The sequence below is a fragment of the Pseudomonas sp. Lb2C2 genome (assembly GCF_052112205.1).
GTDB classification, from domain to species: Bacteria; Pseudomonadota; Gammaproteobacteria; order Pseudomonadales; family Pseudomonadaceae; genus Aquipseudomonas; species Aquipseudomonas kilonensis.
Genome location: NZ_JAUTYW010000002.1, coordinates 594,848 through 610,803, shown reverse-complemented (window position 1 = coordinate 610,803; position 15,956 = coordinate 594,848). Strand labels below are relative to the sequence as shown.

Annotated in this window: 14 protein-coding genes; 11 read left to right on the top strand and 3 right to left on the bottom strand. The window is 62.3% G+C overall.

What is annotated here, in order from left to right:
- The first annotated feature begins 46 nt into the window (after nucleotides 1-46).
- From Q7F16_RS07075 to Q7F16_RS07065, 3 genes are all read left to right on the top strand, one after another.
- Nucleotides 47-637 (top strand): biliverdin-producing heme oxygenase, encoded by a 591-nt coding sequence (locus Q7F16_RS07075; protein ID WP_409555863.1) that lies wholly within the window; start codon nucleotides 47-49, stop codon nucleotides 635-637.
- 170 nt (nucleotides 638-807) lie between these two features.
- A complete protein-coding gene (locus Q7F16_RS07070) occupies nucleotides 808-1,251 on the top strand; it encodes a YbaN family protein (protein WP_046065420.1) in 444 nt (147 codons plus the stop codon).
- A gap of 34 nt (nucleotides 1,252-1,285) precedes the next feature.
- Nucleotides 1,286-2,632 carry a CoA transferase gene (locus Q7F16_RS07065; RefSeq protein ID WP_409555864.1) on the top strand — a complete coding sequence of 449 codons (1,347 nt, stop codon included), beginning with the start codon at nucleotides 1,286-1,288 and terminating at the stop codon, nucleotides 2,630-2,632.
- Nucleotides 2,633-2,806: 174 nt separating this feature from the next.
- Here the strand turns inward: Q7F16_RS07065 and arcD (Q7F16_RS07060) are convergent, their stop codons facing one another.
- Nucleotides 2,807-4,234: an arginine-ornithine antiporter gene (arcD, locus tag Q7F16_RS07060; RefSeq protein ID WP_409555865.1), complete on the bottom strand. Its 1,428-nt coding sequence runs from the start codon at nucleotides 4,232-4,234 to the stop codon at nucleotides 2,807-2,809.
- 396 nt (nucleotides 4,235-4,630) lie between these two features.
- On the opposite strand from arcD (Q7F16_RS07060), the gene arcD (Q7F16_RS07055) reads away from it, so the two are divergent.
- The 6 genes from arcD (Q7F16_RS07055) to Q7F16_RS07030 all read left to right on the top strand — a co-directional run bounded on the left by arcD (Q7F16_RS07055) (nucleotide 4,631) and on the right by Q7F16_RS07030 (nucleotide 10,328).
- The gene (gene arcD / locus Q7F16_RS07055; protein WP_046065422.1) at nucleotides 4,631-6,058 is read left to right on the top strand and encodes an arginine-ornithine antiporter; all 1,428 of its coding nucleotides are present in this window, start codon (nucleotides 4,631-4,633) and stop codon (nucleotides 6,056-6,058) included.
- Nucleotides 6,059-6,089: 31 nt separating this feature from the next.
- The gene (arcA, locus tag Q7F16_RS07050) at nucleotides 6,090-7,346 is read left to right on the top strand and encodes an arginine deiminase (protein ID WP_046065423.1); all 1,257 of its coding nucleotides are present in this window, start codon (nucleotides 6,090-6,092) and stop codon (nucleotides 7,344-7,346) included.
- Nucleotides 7,347-7,430: 84 nt separating this feature from the next.
- Nucleotides 7,431-8,441, top strand: coding sequence for an ornithine carbamoyltransferase (locus Q7F16_RS07045; protein WP_046065424.1), 1,011 nt, complete (start codon nucleotides 7,431-7,433; stop codon nucleotides 8,439-8,441).
- 155 nt (nucleotides 8,442-8,596) lie between these two features.
- Nucleotides 8,597-9,526, top strand: coding sequence for a carbamate kinase (gene arcC, locus Q7F16_RS07040; protein WP_409555866.1), 930 nt, complete (start codon nucleotides 8,597-8,599; stop codon nucleotides 9,524-9,526).
- Nucleotides 9,527-9,591: 65 nt separating this feature from the next.
- Nucleotides 9,592-9,951 (top strand): DUF5064 family protein, encoded by a 360-nt coding sequence (locus tag Q7F16_RS07035; RefSeq protein WP_018610734.1) that lies wholly within the window; start codon nucleotides 9,592-9,594, stop codon nucleotides 9,949-9,951.
- Nucleotides 9,952-10,151: 200 nt separating this feature from the next.
- On the top strand, nucleotides 10,152-10,328 hold the full coding sequence (locus Q7F16_RS07030; RefSeq protein WP_162843733.1) for a hypothetical protein: 177 nt from the start codon (nucleotides 10,152-10,154) through the stop codon (nucleotides 10,326-10,328).
- A 7-nt stretch (nucleotides 10,329-10,335) separates the two neighbouring features.
- On the opposite strand, the gene Q7F16_RS07025 is transcribed toward Q7F16_RS07030, so the two are convergent.
- The gene (locus tag Q7F16_RS07025) at nucleotides 10,336-11,229 is read right to left on the bottom strand and encodes a helix-turn-helix domain-containing protein (protein ID WP_409555867.1); all 894 of its coding nucleotides are present in this window, start codon (nucleotides 11,227-11,229) and stop codon (nucleotides 10,336-10,338) included.
- A 175-nt stretch (nucleotides 11,230-11,404) separates the two neighbouring features.
- On the opposite strand from Q7F16_RS07025, the gene pobA reads away from it, so the two are divergent.
- Nucleotides 11,405-12,595: a 4-hydroxybenzoate 3-monooxygenase gene (gene pobA, locus Q7F16_RS07020; RefSeq protein WP_409555868.1), complete on the top strand. Its 1,191-nt coding sequence runs from the start codon at nucleotides 11,405-11,407 to the stop codon at nucleotides 12,593-12,595.
- A gap of 52 nt (nucleotides 12,596-12,647) precedes the next feature.
- Nucleotides 12,648-14,183, top strand: coding sequence for an MDR family MFS transporter (locus tag Q7F16_RS07015; RefSeq protein ID WP_409555869.1), 1,536 nt, complete (start codon nucleotides 12,648-12,650; stop codon nucleotides 14,181-14,183).
- A gap of 154 nt (nucleotides 14,184-14,337) precedes the next feature.
- Here Q7F16_RS07015 and Q7F16_RS07010 read toward each other — a convergent pair whose 3' ends face one another.
- Nucleotides 14,338-15,687, bottom strand: coding sequence for a spinster family MFS transporter (locus Q7F16_RS07010; RefSeq protein WP_046065427.1), 1,350 nt, complete (start codon nucleotides 15,685-15,687; stop codon nucleotides 14,338-14,340).
- Nucleotides 15,688-15,956 lie beyond the last annotated feature (269 nt).

The following is a 15,956-nucleotide window of genomic DNA, read 5'->3' as shown; positions in this document are numbered from 1 at the left end:
GGAGCAAGCTCCCTCGCCACAATGTTCCAACTCGAAGGAATTGTTCATGACCACACAACGCCCCACTTCACGCTCCCAACGCCTGAACCAGATCACCCACGAGCCCCACAGCAAGCTCGACGCGCTGGTCAAGGCCCACGCCCCGTTCGAAACCCCGGCCAGCTTCGCCCGTTTCGTCGTCGCCCAGTACCTGTTCCAGTCGGAACTGGTGGCGCTGTACAACGACGCCGAACTGTCCGCCCTGATCCCTGACCTTCCGGCCCGATGCCGGGCGGAAGCGGCCAAGGCGGATCTTGCCGACCTGGACACCGAAGTCCCTGCGCCAGTGGCCGGCTCGGTGAAAAACCCGACCCAGGCCGAAGCCCTGGGCTGGCTGTTCGTCTCCGAGGGCTCCAAGCTCGGCGCCGCGTTCTTGATCAAGCGTGCCGTGGGCCTGGGGTTGAGCGAAACCTTTGGCGCCCGGCATCTGGCAGAACCTGCCGGTGGGCGCGCCGAAGGCTGGAAATCCTTCACCCGCACCCTCGACAGCCTGGCCTTTACCGAACAGCAGGAAGCCGAGGCGGACAAAGGCGCACTGGATGCGTTCAACCGATTTACGGTGCTGCTGGAACAGGCCTACGCGGCCGAGTTGGCCTGACTCCCCAAGGGATTTAGGGTGGATGCATATCTTGCAGTCACCCAGAAACCAGTGTGGGAGCGAGCTTGCTCGCGATAGCGGTGTATCAGGCGACCAATAGGGTAGCTGACCGTTCGCCATCGCGAGCAAGCTCGCTCCCACAAGGTAAAGTGCATGTCGGATAGAAATACATGAGCCGCACGCCCTCGAAAATCACCCAACTGCTCTTCGCACTGCTCGCCTACAGCAGCCTGGCTATCGGCCTGGTCGCCATCGTCGTGCCCGGCCTGCCGACCACCGAGTTCATCCTGTTGGCCGCCTGGGCCGCGACCCGAAGTTCGCCGCGCCTGAGCGCCTGGCTGGAGAACCATCGCCTGTTCGGGCCGATGCTGCACAACTGGCGCAACGGCAAGGTCATCCCGCGCCGGGCCAAGGTCGGTGCCACCGCCAGCATGCTGCTCTGCGCAGGCTTGATGCTGGTGCTGCTCGACCACGGCTGGCCGGTTTACCTCGCGCTCGCCGGCATGGGCCTGGGCAATCTGTGGATCTGGTCGCGCCCGGAACAGGCACTGGGCTCTTGTGGCGAGGGAGCTTGCTCCCGCTGGGCCGCAAAGCGACCCCCAACGGATTTTTGATCTATGATCGCCCTCTCGTACTGGAGGGCTTTCGATGTCAGATCTGCTCACGTCCATGCAAACCGCACTCGGCTTGCCCACGACCCCAATCACCTTCACCGGCGACGGCGCCCTTCCCTCGGCCTTCGCCGTCACGGAGCTGGCCAGCGCCAGCATCGCCGTGGCCAGCCAAGCCACCGCCGAGCTCATCCACCAGCAAACCGGCCGCCTGCCACCCATTGAGGTCGACCGGCGCCTGGCGTCGTTCTGGTTCTCCACCTCCCTGCGCCCCATCGGCTGGAGCGTGCCGCCGATGTGGGACCCGGTGGCCGGTGACTACGCCAGTGCCGACGGCTGGATTCGCCTGCACACCAACGCGCCGCATCATCGCCTTGCGGCGGAAAAAGTCCTCGGCACCTGCACCGACCGCGCCGACATGGCGGCCAGGGTGGCCCGATGGAACAAGGCCGAGCTGGAGCAGGCCGTGGTCGACGCCGACGGGTGCGCCGCCGAGATGCGTTCGTGGCAGGCCTGGCAAACCCACCCCCAAGGCCTGGCAGTCAATGCCGAGCCGCTGGTGCACCTGAGTGAAACGCCTGGAGAGCAGCGCAAACCCTGGCTCGGCTCCGTGACCCAGCCACTGGCGGGCCTCAAGGTGCTGGACCTGACCCGCGTGCTGGCCGGCCCCGTCGCCAGCCGCTTCCTGGCCGGCCTCGGGGCCGACGTGCTGCGCATCGACCCGCCGACCTGGAACGAACCCGGCGTGGTGCCGGAAGTCACCCTGGGCAAACGCTGCGCCCGCCTCGACTTGCATCGGGCCGAAGACCGCGCGGCATTCGAGGCACTGCTCAAGGACACCGACATCCTCCTGCACGGCTACCGTGCCAACGCCCTCGAGCGCCTGGGCTACGGCGCCGAGCAGCGTCGGCAAATGGCCCCGGGCCTGATCGACGTCAGCCTCAACGCCTACGGCTGGAGCGGCCCGTGGCAGAACCGGCGCGGCTTCGACAGCCTGGTGCAAATGAGCAGCGGCATCGCCGAAGCCGGCATGGGCTGGAAACACACCGACAAACCGACGCCGCTGCCGGTGCAAGCGCTGGATCACGGCACCGGCTATCTGCTGGCAGCCAGCGCCCTGGTGCTGTTGTCCCGGCGCCTGGCAAGCGGTCACGGCGGTTCGGCACGCATGTCACTGGCACGCACCGCGAAGCTGTTGATCGAACGTGGCGCTGGGGACTCGACCCCATTGCGGGCTGAAGCCGAGGATGATCAGGGCCTGGTGGTCGAGCAGACGCCGTGGGGGCCGGCCCATCGCCTGCAGGTGCCCTTGAAAATCACCGGGACGCCGCTGCAATGGACCTTGCCGGCGGCGGAACTGGGCGCGCATCGAGCACGATGGTGATGGCCCATGCCTGTGTGTCGACGACAGTTCATTGTGGCGAGGGGATTTATGTGGGAGCAAGGCTTGCCCGCGATGGTATCGCCTCGGCCTATCAGCTACACCGAGGTGTTTGCATCGCGGGCAAGCCTTGCTCCCACAGACCCCCTTCACTCTCCCAAAAAGGTGACCTTCGCCTCACAACGCCAAAAACCCACTGTACAACCCATACGCCGCCACTCCCGCCCCTGACATCACGCAAGCAAAAATCCCCTTTTCCACATGGGTGAACAAGGGTTGTCCCTGCTCCCGCTTGGCCTGGGCAAACAGGATCACCCCAGGGGCATACAACAGCGCCGACAACAGCAGATATTTCACTCCACCGGCATACAACAGCCACACCGCGTAGCACAGTGCGACGCCACCGATGCACAGGTCTTTCATGCGCCGGGCCGAGCCCTGTTCGTAGGTTTCCCCGCGGGCGCAAAGCAGCACCGCATAGGCCGCCGACCACAGGTATGGCACCAGGATCATCGACGAGGCGAGATAGATCAGGCTGGTGTAGGTGCCTGCGGAAAATAGAGTGATCAGCAAAAACAGCTGGATCATGCCATTGGTCAGCCACAGCGCGTTGACCGGCGCATGGTTGGCATTTTCCTTGGTCAGGAACGCCGGCATGGTCTTGTCCCGGGCGGTGGCGTAGAGGATTTCAGCGCACAACAGCGCCCAGGACAGCAAGGCTCCCAACAGTGAAACCGCCAGCCCCAGGCTGATCAACAACGCACCCCAGGGCCCGACAATGTGCTCCAGGACGCCGGCCAGGGATGGGTTCTGCAACTGCGCCAGTTCTGGCTGGCTCATGACCCCCAGGGACAACACATTCACCAGCACCAGCAGCGCCAATACCCCGAGGAAGCCGATCACCGTCGCACGCCCTACGTCCGCACGTCTTTCTGCCCGTGCCGAATAGACGCTGGCGCCTTCGATGCCGATGAACACGAACACCGTCACCAGCATCATGTGCCGCACCTGGTCCATCACACTGCCCAGGTCCGGGTTCATCGCGCCCCAGATATCGCGGGTGAAAATCTCGGCCTTGAAGGCCACGGCGGCCATGACGACGAACATCAACAGCGGCACAACCTTGGCCACGGTGGTCACCAGGTTGATGAACGCCGCCTCCTTGATCCCGCGCAACACCAGGAAATGCACCGCCCACAGCAACAACGACGCACACCCGATGGCCACCGGCGTGTTGCCTTGGCCGAACACCGGGAAGAAATAGCCCAAGGTACTGAACAGCAGCACGAAATAGCCGACATTGCCCATCCAGGCGCTGATCCAGTAGCCCCAGGCAGACGAGAAGCCCATGTAGTCACCAAACCCGGCCTTGGCATAGGCGTACACGCCCGAGTCCAACTCCGGCTTGCGATTGGCCAGGGTCTGGAACACGAAGGCCAGGGTCAGCATGCCGACGGCGGTGATGGTCCAGCCGATCAGCACCGCACCGACATCGGCCCGAGCCGCCATGTTTTGCGGCAGGGAAAAGATCCCGCCGCCGATCATCGACCCCACCACCAGCGCGATCAGCGCGCCCAGTGGCAACTTTTCAATCGGCTGCGGCATTTTTTCTCACTATTAAATTAAGTAAATAAAGCGACATAACGTTTTTGAATAACGTCACCCATAGAAAGTCCAAAGCCTTATGACTCGGCCATTCTCCAAGAGCGTAATTAAAAAGACCATGACGCCCGTTATTTTTTTGTCATGAATGCAGCCTACAAAATAGTTGCGACTCAACGGAAATCAACTAGCTTGAATAATCCTGCGGCAAGAAAACCTTCACAAACCCTTTGCCAAAGGCCCTGAAACGGGCCTTTCGAGCAACTTAAAGACGCCAACGGACGGTGTTAACTCCTTCATTAACAATGGAATGTTGTCATGCACTGATCCAGATCAGATATTCAACTTTCAAATCGACTTAGTCTGTTGACTCTCTTCTCCTGCACTGGAGTCTCGCAAATGTCTGATACGCCCGGAAAACTTCGATTGGGTGCGCTGGTTGCACTGGTGGTCGGCTCAATGATCGGCGGGGGAATCTTTTCCTTGCCACAAAACATGGCGGCCAGTGCCGATGTCGGTGCCGTGCTGATCGGCTGGGCGATTACCGCCGTCGGCATGCTGACCCTGGCCTTTGTGTTCCAGACCCTGGCCAACCGCAAACCCGATCTGGATGGCGGGGTGTATGCCTACGCCAAGGCCGGGTTCGGCGACTACATGGGTTTCTCATCCGCCTGGGGTTACTGGATCAGCGCCTGGCTGGGCAACGTCGGCTACTTCGTATTGTTGTTCAGCACCTTGGGCTACTTTTTCCCGATTTTTGGTGAAGGCAACACCGTCGCTGCGGTGATTGGCGCCTCGGTGTTGTTGTGGGCGGTGCATTGGCTGGTGCTGCGCGGCATCAAGGAAGCCGCGTTCATCAACCTGGTGACCACCGTCGCCAAGGTCGTGCCGCTGGTGCTGTTCGTGTTGATCGCGGTGTTCGCCTTCAAGCTCGAGATCTTCACCCGGGACATCTGGGGCACGATGAACCCGGACCTGGGCAGCGTGATGAACCAGGTGCGCAAGATGATGTTGGTCACCGTGTGGGTGTTCATCGGCATCGAGGGCGCGAGTATTTTTTCCGCCCGCGCCGAGAAACGCACCGACGTGGGCAAGGCCACCGTCATCGGCTTCATCACCGTATTGCTGTTCCTGGTGCTGGTAAACGTGCTGTCCCTGGGCATCATGACCCAGCCGGAACTGGCGAAGTTGCAGAACCCCTCCATGGCCGCCGTGCTGGAACACGTCGTGGGGCACTGGGGCGCGGTGCTGATCAGCGTCGGCCTGATCATCTCGCTGCTCGGCGCCCTGCTGTCCTGGGTGCTGCTGTGCGCCGAAATCATGTTCGCCGCCGCCAAAGACCACACCATGCCCGAGTTCCTGCGCCGGGAGAACGCCAACCACGTACCGGCCAACGCCCTGTGGCTGACCAACGCGATGGTCCAGGTGTTTTTGGTCATCACCCTGTTTTCGGCCAGCACTTACCTGTCACTGATCTACCTCGCCACCTCGATGATCCTGGTGCCGTACCTGTGGTCGGCGGCCTACGCCGTGTTGCTGGCGGTGCGCGGCGAGACCTACGAAGGCTTCGCGGCCGAGCGGCGCAAGGACCTGGCCATCGGCGCCATCGCCCTGATCTATGCGGTGTGGCTGCTGTATGCCGGCGGGATCAAGTACCTGCTGCTCTCCGCCCTGCTCTATGCCCCCGGCGCGATCCTGTTCGCCAAGGCCAAGCGCGAGCTGGGCAAACCGATTTTCACCTCTGTCGAGAAGCTGATTTTCGCCGCAGTGATCGCAGGCGCCCTGGTGGCGGCCTACGGGCTCTACGACGGCTTCCTGACCTTGTAGTTGGCTGATTGTTCTAACGGGAGGATTTGTAATGACCACGGAAAAAGTGAAATACGGCGTTCATTCCGAAGCCGGCAAACTACGTAAAGTCATGGTGTGTTCCCCAGGCCTGGCCCACCAGCGGCTGACCCCGAACAACTGCGACGAGCTGCTGTTCGACGATGTGATCTGGGTCAACCAGGCCAAGCGCGATCATTTCGATTTCGTCACCAAGATGCGCGAGCGTGACATCGACGTACTGGAAATGCACAACCTGCTGACCGACATCGTCGCCATCCCCGAAGCCCTGGACTGGATCCTGCAACGCAAGATCACCGCCAACTCGGTGGGCCTGGGCCTGGTGAATGAAGTCGGTTCGTGGCTGCGCAGCCTGGAGCCGCGCCATATCGCCGAATTCCTGATCGGCGGCGTCTCGGCCGATGACCTGCCGGACAGCTTCGGTGGCAAGACCATCCAGATGTTCCGCGACTTCCTCGGGCATTCCAGTTTCATCCTGCCGCCGCTGCCCAACACCCAGTTCACCCGCGACACCACTTGCTGGATCTACGGCGGCGTGACCCTGAACCCGATGTATTGGCCGGCGCGCCGCCAGGAAACCCTACTGGCCAGCGCCATCTACAAATTCCACCCTGAGTTCACCCAGGCTGACTTCCAGATCTGGTACGGCGACCCGGACCAGGATCACGGCAACGCCACCCTCGAAGGCGGCGACGTGATGCCCATTGGCAACGGCGTGGTACTGATCGGCATGGGCGAACGTTCGTCCCGCCAGGCCATCGGCCAACTGGCGCTGAACCTGTTCAAGAACAAAGCCGTGGAGCGGGTGATCGTCGCCGGCTTGCCGAAATCCCGCGCCGCCATGCACCTGGACACCGTGTTCAGCTTCTGCGACCGCGACCTGGTCACGATTTTCCCGGAAGTGGTGAGCCAGATCGTCGCCTTCTCCCTACGCCCTGACGAAAGCAAGCCCGGCGGCATCGATGTACGTCGCGAGGACGGCAGCTTCCTCGACACCGTGGCCGCGGCCCTCAAGCTGCCGGCCCTGCGGGTGGTCGAAACCGGCGGCAACAGCTTCGCCGCCGAGCGCGAGCAATGGGACGACGGCAACAACGTGGTGGCCGTGGAACCGGGCGTGGTGATCGGCTACGACCGCAACACCTACACCAACACCCTGCTGCGCAAGGCCGGTGTGGAAGTCATCACCATCAGCGCCAGTGAGCTGGGCCGAGGCCGGGGCGGTGGTCACTGCATGACCTGCCCGATCATCCGCGACCCGATCGATTACTAACCTTTGAGCCTGGGCCGGCACTGCTCTGCATCCCACGGCAGAGACCGGCCCCGGGGATAACCTACACCTGAGGAGATCCACATCATGGCGTTCAACATGCGCAACCGCAGCCTGCTGAGTTTGATGCACCACACCCCTCGCGAGCTGCACTATTTGCTGGACCTGTCCCGAGACCTCAAGCGTGCCAAATACACCGGCACCGAGCGTCCACACCTGCAAGGCAAAAACATCGCGCTGATCTTCGAGAAAACCTCGACCCGCACCCGCTGCGCCTTCGAAGTCGCGGCCCATGACCAGGGCGCCCACGTCACCTACATCGACCCGGTGTCGTCACAGATCGGTCACAAGGAAAGCATGAAAGACACCGCCCGAGTGCTGGGGCGGATGTTCGACGCCATCGAGTACCGTGGCTTCGAACAGGAGATCGTCGAGGAACTGGCCAAGTTCGCCGGGGTGCCGGTGTTCAACGGCCTGACCGCCGAATTCCACCCCACCCAAATGATCGCCGACACCCTGACCATGCGCGAACACAGCGACAAGCCGCTGCATGACATCAGCTACGCCTACCTGGGCGACGCGCGCTACAACATGGGCAATTCGCTGCTGATGATCGGCGCCAAACTGGGCATGGACGTGCGCATCGGCGCGCCGAAAGCCTTGTGGCCGCATCAGGACTTCATCGACCAGTGCCAGGCCTTCGCCGCCGAAAGTGGCGCGCGCCTCACCATCACCGAAGACCCGAAGGAAGCCGTCAAGGGCGTGGACTTCATCCACACCGACATCTGGGTGTCCATGGGCGAGCCAGTGGAGGCCTGGGATGAGCGCATCGAGCAATTGCTGCCCTACCAGGTCAACGCACAAATGATGAAGGCCTCGGGCAACCCGCGGGTGAAGTTCATGCACTGCCTGCCGGCGTTCCATAACAGCGAAACCAAGGTCGGCAAAGACATCGCCGCCCGTTATCCGAACCTGGCCAATGGTGTGGAAGTGACCGAAGAAGTGTTCGAATCGCCGGCCAACATCGCCTTTGAGCAAGCGGAAAACCGCATGCATACCATCAAGGCGATCCTGGTCTCGGCGTTGGCGGATATCTAGGCGCTTGAAGAGTGATCGTTCCCACGCTCTGCGTGGGAATGCATCCGGTGACGCTCTGCGTCACAGGGACGCGGAGCGTCCCGGGCGGCGTTCCCACGCAGAGCGTGGGAACGATCATCACTGCGTTCTCGTTCCATTTTTGAAAGGACAGCACCATGCGTATCGTCGTTGCCCTGGGCGGTAACGCCCTACTGCGTCGGGGTGAACCCATGACCGCAGACAATCAACGCATCAACATCCGCACCGCGACCGAACAGATCGCGAAAATCCACCCGGGCAATCAACTGGTCATCGCCCACGGCAACGGCCCGCAGGTCGGCCTGCTGTCGTTGCAGGCGGCGGCCTACACCTCGGTCACGCCGTATCCGCTGGACGTGCTCGGCGCCGAAACCGAAGGCATGATCGGCTACATCATCGAACAGGAACTGGGCAATCTGCTGGACTTCGAAGTCCCCTTCGCCACGCTCCTGACCCAGGTGGAAGTGGATGGCAACGACCCGGCCTTCCAGAAGCCCAGCAAGCCCATCGGCCCGGTCTACAGCAAAAGCGAGGCGGAAAAGCTCGCGGCGGAGAAGGGCTGGTCCATCGCCCCCGACGGCGACAAATTCCGTCGCGTGGTCGCAAGCCCCAGGCCCAAGCGCATCTTTGAAATCCGCCCGATCAAATGGCTGCTGGAAAAAGGCAGCATCGTGATCTGTGCCGGCGGCGGCGGCATTCCGACGATGTACGACGCCGACGGCAAGCTGCAAGGCGTGGAAGCGGTGATCGACAAGGACCTGTGCTCGGCGCTGCTGGCCGAACAGCTGGAAAGCGATCTGCTGGTGATCGCCACCGACGTCAACGCCGCGTTCATCGATTTCGGCAAGCCGACCCAGAAAGCCATTGCCCAGGCCCACCCCGACGACATGGAAAAGCTCGGCTTCGCCGCCGGTTCCATGGGGCCGAAGGTCCAGGCGGCCTGCGAATTCGCGCGCAACACTGGCAAGGTCGCCGTGATCGGTTCACTCTCGGACATCGACGCGATCGTCCAGGGCAAGGCCGGCACCCGCATCAGCACGGCGACACCCGGCATCACTTATCGATAACAGGAAACTTGCGGGGCGGATCCAGGGTCTGCCCTACTCCCCATGCCTTCGAAGGAGAGTTGCTTATGGCCATGTTCGAACCCGGACACCTGCACATGGAGCGCCATGCGCTGAACAAGGACGATTTCAGCTACAACCTGTGCATCGACTACAAGGTCGATCAGGACGGCAAGGAGGGCACGGGCATGTCGTTCCGGGTGCATGGCACCATCGAGGACAAGACCCTGGACGAGACGTTCTTCCTGGCCAAGGACCAGGCCTTCGACTTCGCCCGCCATGCCACGCGCATCGCCCAGAAATACGGCTTGCCCAAGACCGCCAGCATCGGCTCGATGCACAAGTACTACGACGAAATGTTCGAAGACGTGCGCAAGCAACTGGACGTCAAGCCAGGCGACCCGATGAAGCCAGAACACCTGGAATAACCCGGTTAAAAGACCACCCCAATCCCCTGTGGAACTGATCTGTGGGAGCAAGCCTTGCTCCCACAGGTCTGCTCCCCCAACAGGGGGTTATCAGTGTTCTGAATATCGGGTTACACACAAAGCCTGCCTGGCTGGCAACTCGCCATAGCTGACCTATGCTGAAAGTAGTACCCCCGGGTATTCGTTCAGAGGTCACCGCCATGAACATTAAAACAAGAAGACGCCTCGCCATTTTTGTCACCTGCGCCGCCACGCTAGCGCTGTATGGCACTGCGGCCTATCGGGTCGAGCAGGCCCGGCAACTGCCCCGTGAATACGCCAGTTGCAACTTCGAACGGTGCATCCCCCACAGCGCGACCCTGAACGCCCTGCGCTGAGGCGTGGTCAGTCGTCCTGTTGATCGGTCTTGAGCCGGTCGCGGAACGCCTTGGGCGAGATCCCGACGCGCCGGCGGAACAGCCGGGTGAAGTTGGTCGGGTCGGAAAACCCGAGCATTTCGGAAATCTCGTAGATGGTCATGCCGGTGTAGGTCAGCAGGCGCTTGGCTTCCAGCAACTGACGCTCATGCATGATCTGCAACGCCGGTTGCCCCGCCAGTTCCCGGCAGGTGCCGTTGAGGTGCGACACGGAAATACCCAGGCGATGGGCCAGGTCTTCGACCTTGACGTGCTCGCGATAGGTTTCTTCCACCAACTGAATGAACCCGTTGAGGTATTCCCGGGCCCGCTGCGGGCGCTGGGCCTGGGTGTGGCGCTGCATCACCTGACGGCTGACCCAGACCATGATCACGCTGACCAGCGCATGCATCAGCATTTCCCGCGCCGGTTGATGCCCCACGTACTCATTCTGCAAGGCGCTGAACAGGCTATTGAGGTACTCGGCATTCTCAAGGGCGGGGTAGCTTTCAGCCTGGGCCAGGACGTTGACCGAATGCCCCTGTTGCGCTTGCAGGTGCGTGACCAGCGGCGCGGCCAGGGTCACCACGTAACCTTCCACGTCCTCGGAAAAACGAAAGCCATGGACCGACAGCGGCGGCAGGATCTGTACGGCCGGTTCGGTGAGGTGCGTGCGCCGGCCCTCGATTTCCAGTTCCGCCTGGCCCTTGAAGACAAACAACAACTGGCACAGATCGGCATGCCGATGGGGTTTGATTTCCCATTGATGCTCGCGGCTGCGCTTGGAGATGGTCTCGCAGTGCAACAGGTCCGGCGTCGGCCATTCCTGGCTCTCACCGTAGAGCTTGAACACCGGGATCGAAGGCAGGTCAGGTTTTTTCATAACGTGGATCCGGGCCTGGGGTTGCGGGCGATAATCGCACCAATTGGCGAAAAGAACAGGTATCGGCTCAGTTTTCCCCTTCAATTGACAGGTCCGCAAGCGAAAAATGTAGGCACTCGATTTCTAATAATCAACACCGACCCTGGTCGCGTGCTTCGTGCGAGTCATAAGAACAATGAAAACCCTCAAGACCCAAGTCGCTATTATCGGTGCCGGCCCCTCTGGCCTGTTGCTCGGCCAGTTGCTGCACAACGCCGGGATCGACACTGTCATCCTCGAACGCCAGACCCCGGAATACGTCCTGAGCCGCATCCGCGCCGGTGTGCTGGAGCAGGGCATGGTCGAACTGCTGCGCCAGGCTGGCGTCGGCCAGCGCATGGACGCCGAAGGCCTGCCCCATGACGGTTTTGAACTGGTGCTCAACGATCGGCGGGTGCACATCGACCTCAAGGGCCTGACCGGCGGTAAAAACGTCATGGTCTACGGCCAGACCGAGGTGACCCGTGACTTGATGGCCGCCCGCGAAGCCGCCGGCGCCCGGACCCTGTACCTGGCCAGCAATGCTCAACCCCACGACATGCAAACTGAAAACCCTTTCGTGACCTTCGAGCATGAAGGGGAAACCTGGCGCCTGGACTGCGACTACATTGCCGGTTGCGACGGTTTCCACGGCGTGGCGCGACAGTCCATTCCTGCGGAAAAACTCAAGGTCTTCGAACGCGTCTACCCGTTTGGCTGGCTCGGCGTGCTGGCCGACACCCCGCCGGTCCACGAAGAACTGGTCTACGCTCGCCACGCACGCGGTTTTGCCTTGTGCAGCATGCGCTCCAAGACCCGCACCCGTTATTACCTGCAAGTGCCCGCCGAGGAACAAGTGGCCGACTGGCCGGACGAGCGTTTCTGGAATGAACTGAAAAACCGCCTGCCCGCCGACCTGGCCGAAGCCCTGGTGACCGGCCCGTCCATCGAGAAAAGCATCGCCCCGCTGCGCAGCTTCGTGGTCGAGCCGATGCAGTATGGGCGGATGTTCCTGGTGGGCGACGCGGCCCACATCGTTCCGCCCACCGGCGCCAAGGGGCTGAACCTGGCGGCCAGCGATGTCAGCACGCTGTTCAACATCCTGCTCAAGGTCTATCGCGACGGCCGTGTGGATCTGCTGGAGAAGTATTCGGCCATCTGCCTGCGGCGCGTCTGGAAAGCCGAACGGTTCTCCTGGTGGATGACCTCGATGCTGCACCGCTTCGACGACGATGCCTTCAACCAGCGCATCAGCGAAGCCGAGCTGGAATATTTCGTCGACTCCGAGGCCGGTCGCAAGACCATCGCGGAAAATTACGTCGGACTTCCTTACGAGGCTATCGAATAGTCGCCTATCGACTTAAACTGCGGACTTCGTCCCATTTTGCCTCTCCGGCGCGATGTCCGCAGGTTCTGCCTTGACTCAGTTCAATACGCTCCAAGCCCCAAAACCGGCCATCCGCAGCGTGCTGGCAGCCCTGATGCTGGCGATTTTCCTGGGTGCGCTGGACCAGACCATCGTCGCCGTCTCGATGCCGGCCATCTCCGCACAGTTTGCCGACGTCAGCCTGCTGGCCTGGGTGATTTCCGGCTACATGGTCGCCATGACCGTGGCAGTGCCGATCTACGGCAAGCTCGGTGACCTCTACGGTCGCCGGCCGCTGATGCTGTTCGGCATGGGCCTGTTCACCCTGGCCTCGCTGTTCTGCGGCCTGGCACAAAACATGGAGCAACTGGTGCTGGCGCGGATTTTCCAGGGCATCGGCGCCGGCGGCATGATTTCGGTGAGCCAGGCGATCATCGGCGACATCATCGCGCCTCGCGAACGCGGTCGCTACCAGGGTTATTTCAGCAGTATGTACGCGGTGGCCAGCGTGGCCGGGCCGGTGCTCGGCGGCTACATGACCGAGTACCTGTCGTGGCGCTGGGTGTTCTGGATCAACCTGCCGCTGGGCCTGGTGGCCTGGTGGGTGGCCCGACGCAGCCTGGTCGGGCTGCCAGTGCCGCAACGCACGCCGATCATCGATTACCTGGGCACCGTGTTGCTGATCATTGGCCTGACGGCGCTGCTGCTGGGGATTACCCAGGTCGGCCAGGGTCATGCCTGGCACAGCCGTGAAGTGCTGGGACTGCTGGGTTGCGCAGGAGCGGCGCTGGGGGTGTTCGCCTGGCACGAGCGCCGGGCGCGGGAGCCGTTGTTGCCGATGCACCTGTTCGCCAACCGCGATGCGGTGCTGTGTTGGTGCACGGTGTTCTTCACCAGCTTCCAGGCGATTTCCCTGACGGTGCTGGTGCCGTTGCGCTTCCAGAGCGTGACCGGCGCGGGCGCCGACAGTGCGGCGTTGCACTTGTTGCCGCTGGCGATAGGGCTGCCGATCGGCGCGTATTTCGCCGGCCGCCGGACCTCGGTCACGGGGCGCTACAAGCCGATGATCCTGAGCGGCGCCCTGCTCTTCCCGTTCACCATCCTCGGCATGGCCTTCACCCCGCCCGCCGCGCTCTGGCTGAGCAGCCTGTTCATGCTGCTCAGCGGCATCGCCTCCGGCATGCAGTTTCCCACTTCGCTGGTGGGTGCGCAGAACGCCGTACACCAACAGGACATCGGCGTCGCCACCAGCACCACCAACCTGTTCCGCTCCCTTGGCGGCGCGGTGGGCGTGGCACTGATGTCGGCGTTGCTGCTGGCCTTGCTGCAGGACTCAAGCTTCGCCCAGCTCGCCAGCACGTCGCTGATCGGCGAAGGGCATTCCGGCAACGTCTTGCTGGACGGCCTGAACGCCGCCCCAGGCGAGGCGCAGAACGCCTTGCGCAAGGAATTGCAGGCGACGTTCCGGCATTTGCTGGTGATCAGCGCGGCAGTGTCGCTGTTGGGGTTGGCCGCGGCGCTGGCGATGCCCAATCGCTTGCTGCGTGGGCGGGACGAAAAGGCTGGATAACCTGTAACACACGGCCTTTGTGGCGAGGGAGCTTGCTCCCGCTCGGTTGCGCAGCGACCGCAACATTTTTGGGGCCGCTTCGCGCTGGAGCGCCAGCCCGGCCCAGCGGGAGCAAGCTCCCTCGCCACAAAAGCATCATTGCCACAAAATCTCTTTAGGCCGTCGCCACGACACCTTCCGGCACCACCACCGTGCTCATCCCGTCCTTCATCCGCTTGGCATCGCGCACAAAACAACGTGATGCCAAAAACAGGAACACCATGGTCAGGAACAGCGCGACCGGAATCAGGTACATCGCATCATGCAGGCCGATGGCCTTGAACGCTTCGGTCATCTGGTCGACCCCGGCCGCGGCCATGGCCGTGCGGGCGAAGTAGTCGGACAAAGCGCCCACCACCACCGGCCCCAGGCCGCCTCCGAGCAAGTACAGCCCGGCAAAGTACAACGCCATCGCCGTGGCGCGCAGGCGCGGCTCCACCACATCCTGGATCGCGGTGTAGACGCAGGTGTAAAAGTTATAGGCAAACAGCCAGCCGACGCTGAACACCGCCACGAACACGCCGATCTCAATGCGCCCGGCATGCAGGGCCCAGGCCGTGGTGACCGTCGAGATCGCCAGGCTGAACGCTGCGAACAGCAGGCGGCCGTTGGGCACGCGCTGGTGGATCTTGTCCGCGACCCAGCCGCCAAGGGTGAGTCCGAACAACCCCGTCACACCCACCATGATCCCGGTGGCCACGGCCGCCTCGTGCAGCGGCATCAGGAAATAACGCTGCAGCATCGGCACCAGGAAGGAGTTGCAGGCATAAGTGGCGAAGTTGAAGCACAACCCGGCCAGCACCAGCCACAGGAAAGTGGGAATCGCCAACACTCGACGGATCGGCCGGTCGATCTTTTCCTGGGACACCTGCACGGCTTCCGCCGCGCCGCGCTTGGGCTCCTTGATGAAGAACATGAACACCGCCAGTACCAGGCCTGGCACTGCCGCGATAAAGAACGGCGCGCGCCAGCTGTCGAAGGCCTTGACCATCGCCCCTATGGTGAAGAACGCCAGCAGCAAGCCAATCGGCAGGCCCAACATGAAGATGCCCATGGCCCGCGCCCGGCGATGGGCCGGGAACAGATCGCCGATCAGTGAGTTGGCCGCCGGCGCATAACTCGCCTCGCCGATCCCCACGCCCATGCGCACCACCAGGAACGCCCAGAAACTGCCCACCAGGCCGTTGACGGCCGTCAGCGCGCTCCAGGTCGCCAAGCCCCAGCCCATCAACTTGCTGCGCGAACCGGTATCGGCCATGCGTCCCAATGGCAACCCGGCAATGGCGTAGACGATGGTGAAGGCGGTGCCGATGATGCCGATCTGGAAGTCGCTGAGGCTCCACTCCATGCGGATCGGCTCGATGATGATCGCCGGGATGGTGCGGTCGAAGAAGTTGAACAGGTTGGCCAGGAACAACAGGAACAGAATGCGCCAGGCATTCGCCGCTTGGGTCGAGTTCTGCATGGGTCCGTCTCTTTTATTGTTATGGAGCATTAGCGGAATCTGCAATCTAGACAGCGGCGCGCAGGCTGTCTCCAATCATTCGCAAGGCTGATACCCACCCATGGCGAGCGGCGCGTTTCTTGATAACGGTCAATTTCCTGTAACAATTGCCATCATTTCGCCCATTCCTGATTAAAGATCATCTTCCGGTGGCCGATTCAACCTATCAGGAAAGAATCTCTCGAGCGGCGCTCAGGCTATAGCCCTGGACGCTCGGGCCGACCTTCGCG

Coding starts and splice junctions, on each gene's coding strand:
- Q7F16_RS07075 (WP_409555863.1), top strand. CDS start 47: ATGACCACACAACGCCCCACTTCACGCTCCCAACGCCTGAACCAGATC.
- Q7F16_RS07070 (WP_046065420.1), top strand. CDS start 808: ATGAGCCGCACGCCCTCGAAAATCACCCAACTGCTCTTCGCACTGCTC.
- Q7F16_RS07065 (WP_409555864.1), top strand. CDS start 1,286: ATGTCAGATCTGCTCACGTCCATGCAAACCGCACTCGGCTTGCCCACG.
- arcD (WP_409555865.1), bottom strand. CDS start 4,234: ATGCCGCAGCCGATTGAAAAGTTGCCACTGGGCGCGCTGATCGCGCTG.
- arcD (WP_046065422.1), top strand. CDS start 4,631: ATGTCTGATACGCCCGGAAAACTTCGATTGGGTGCGCTGGTTGCACTG.
- arcA (WP_046065423.1), top strand. CDS start 6,090: ATGACCACGGAAAAAGTGAAATACGGCGTTCATTCCGAAGCCGGCAAA.
- Q7F16_RS07045 (WP_046065424.1), top strand. CDS start 7,431: ATGGCGTTCAACATGCGCAACCGCAGCCTGCTGAGTTTGATGCACCAC.
- arcC (WP_409555866.1), top strand. CDS start 8,597: ATGCGTATCGTCGTTGCCCTGGGCGGTAACGCCCTACTGCGTCGGGGT.
- Q7F16_RS07035 (WP_018610734.1), top strand. CDS start 9,592: ATGGCCATGTTCGAACCCGGACACCTGCACATGGAGCGCCATGCGCTG.
- Q7F16_RS07030 (WP_162843733.1), top strand. CDS start 10,152: ATGAACATTAAAACAAGAAGACGCCTCGCCATTTTTGTCACCTGCGCC.
- Q7F16_RS07025 (WP_409555867.1), bottom strand. CDS start 11,229: ATGAAAAAACCTGACCTGCCTTCGATCCCGGTGTTCAAGCTCTACGGT.
- pobA (WP_409555868.1), top strand. CDS start 11,405: ATGAAAACCCTCAAGACCCAAGTCGCTATTATCGGTGCCGGCCCCTCT.
- Q7F16_RS07015 (WP_409555869.1), top strand. CDS start 12,648: ATGTCCGCAGGTTCTGCCTTGACTCAGTTCAATACGCTCCAAGCCCCA.
- Q7F16_RS07010 (WP_046065427.1), bottom strand. CDS start 15,687: ATGCAGAACTCGACCCAAGCGGCGAATGCCTGGCGCATTCTGTTCCTG.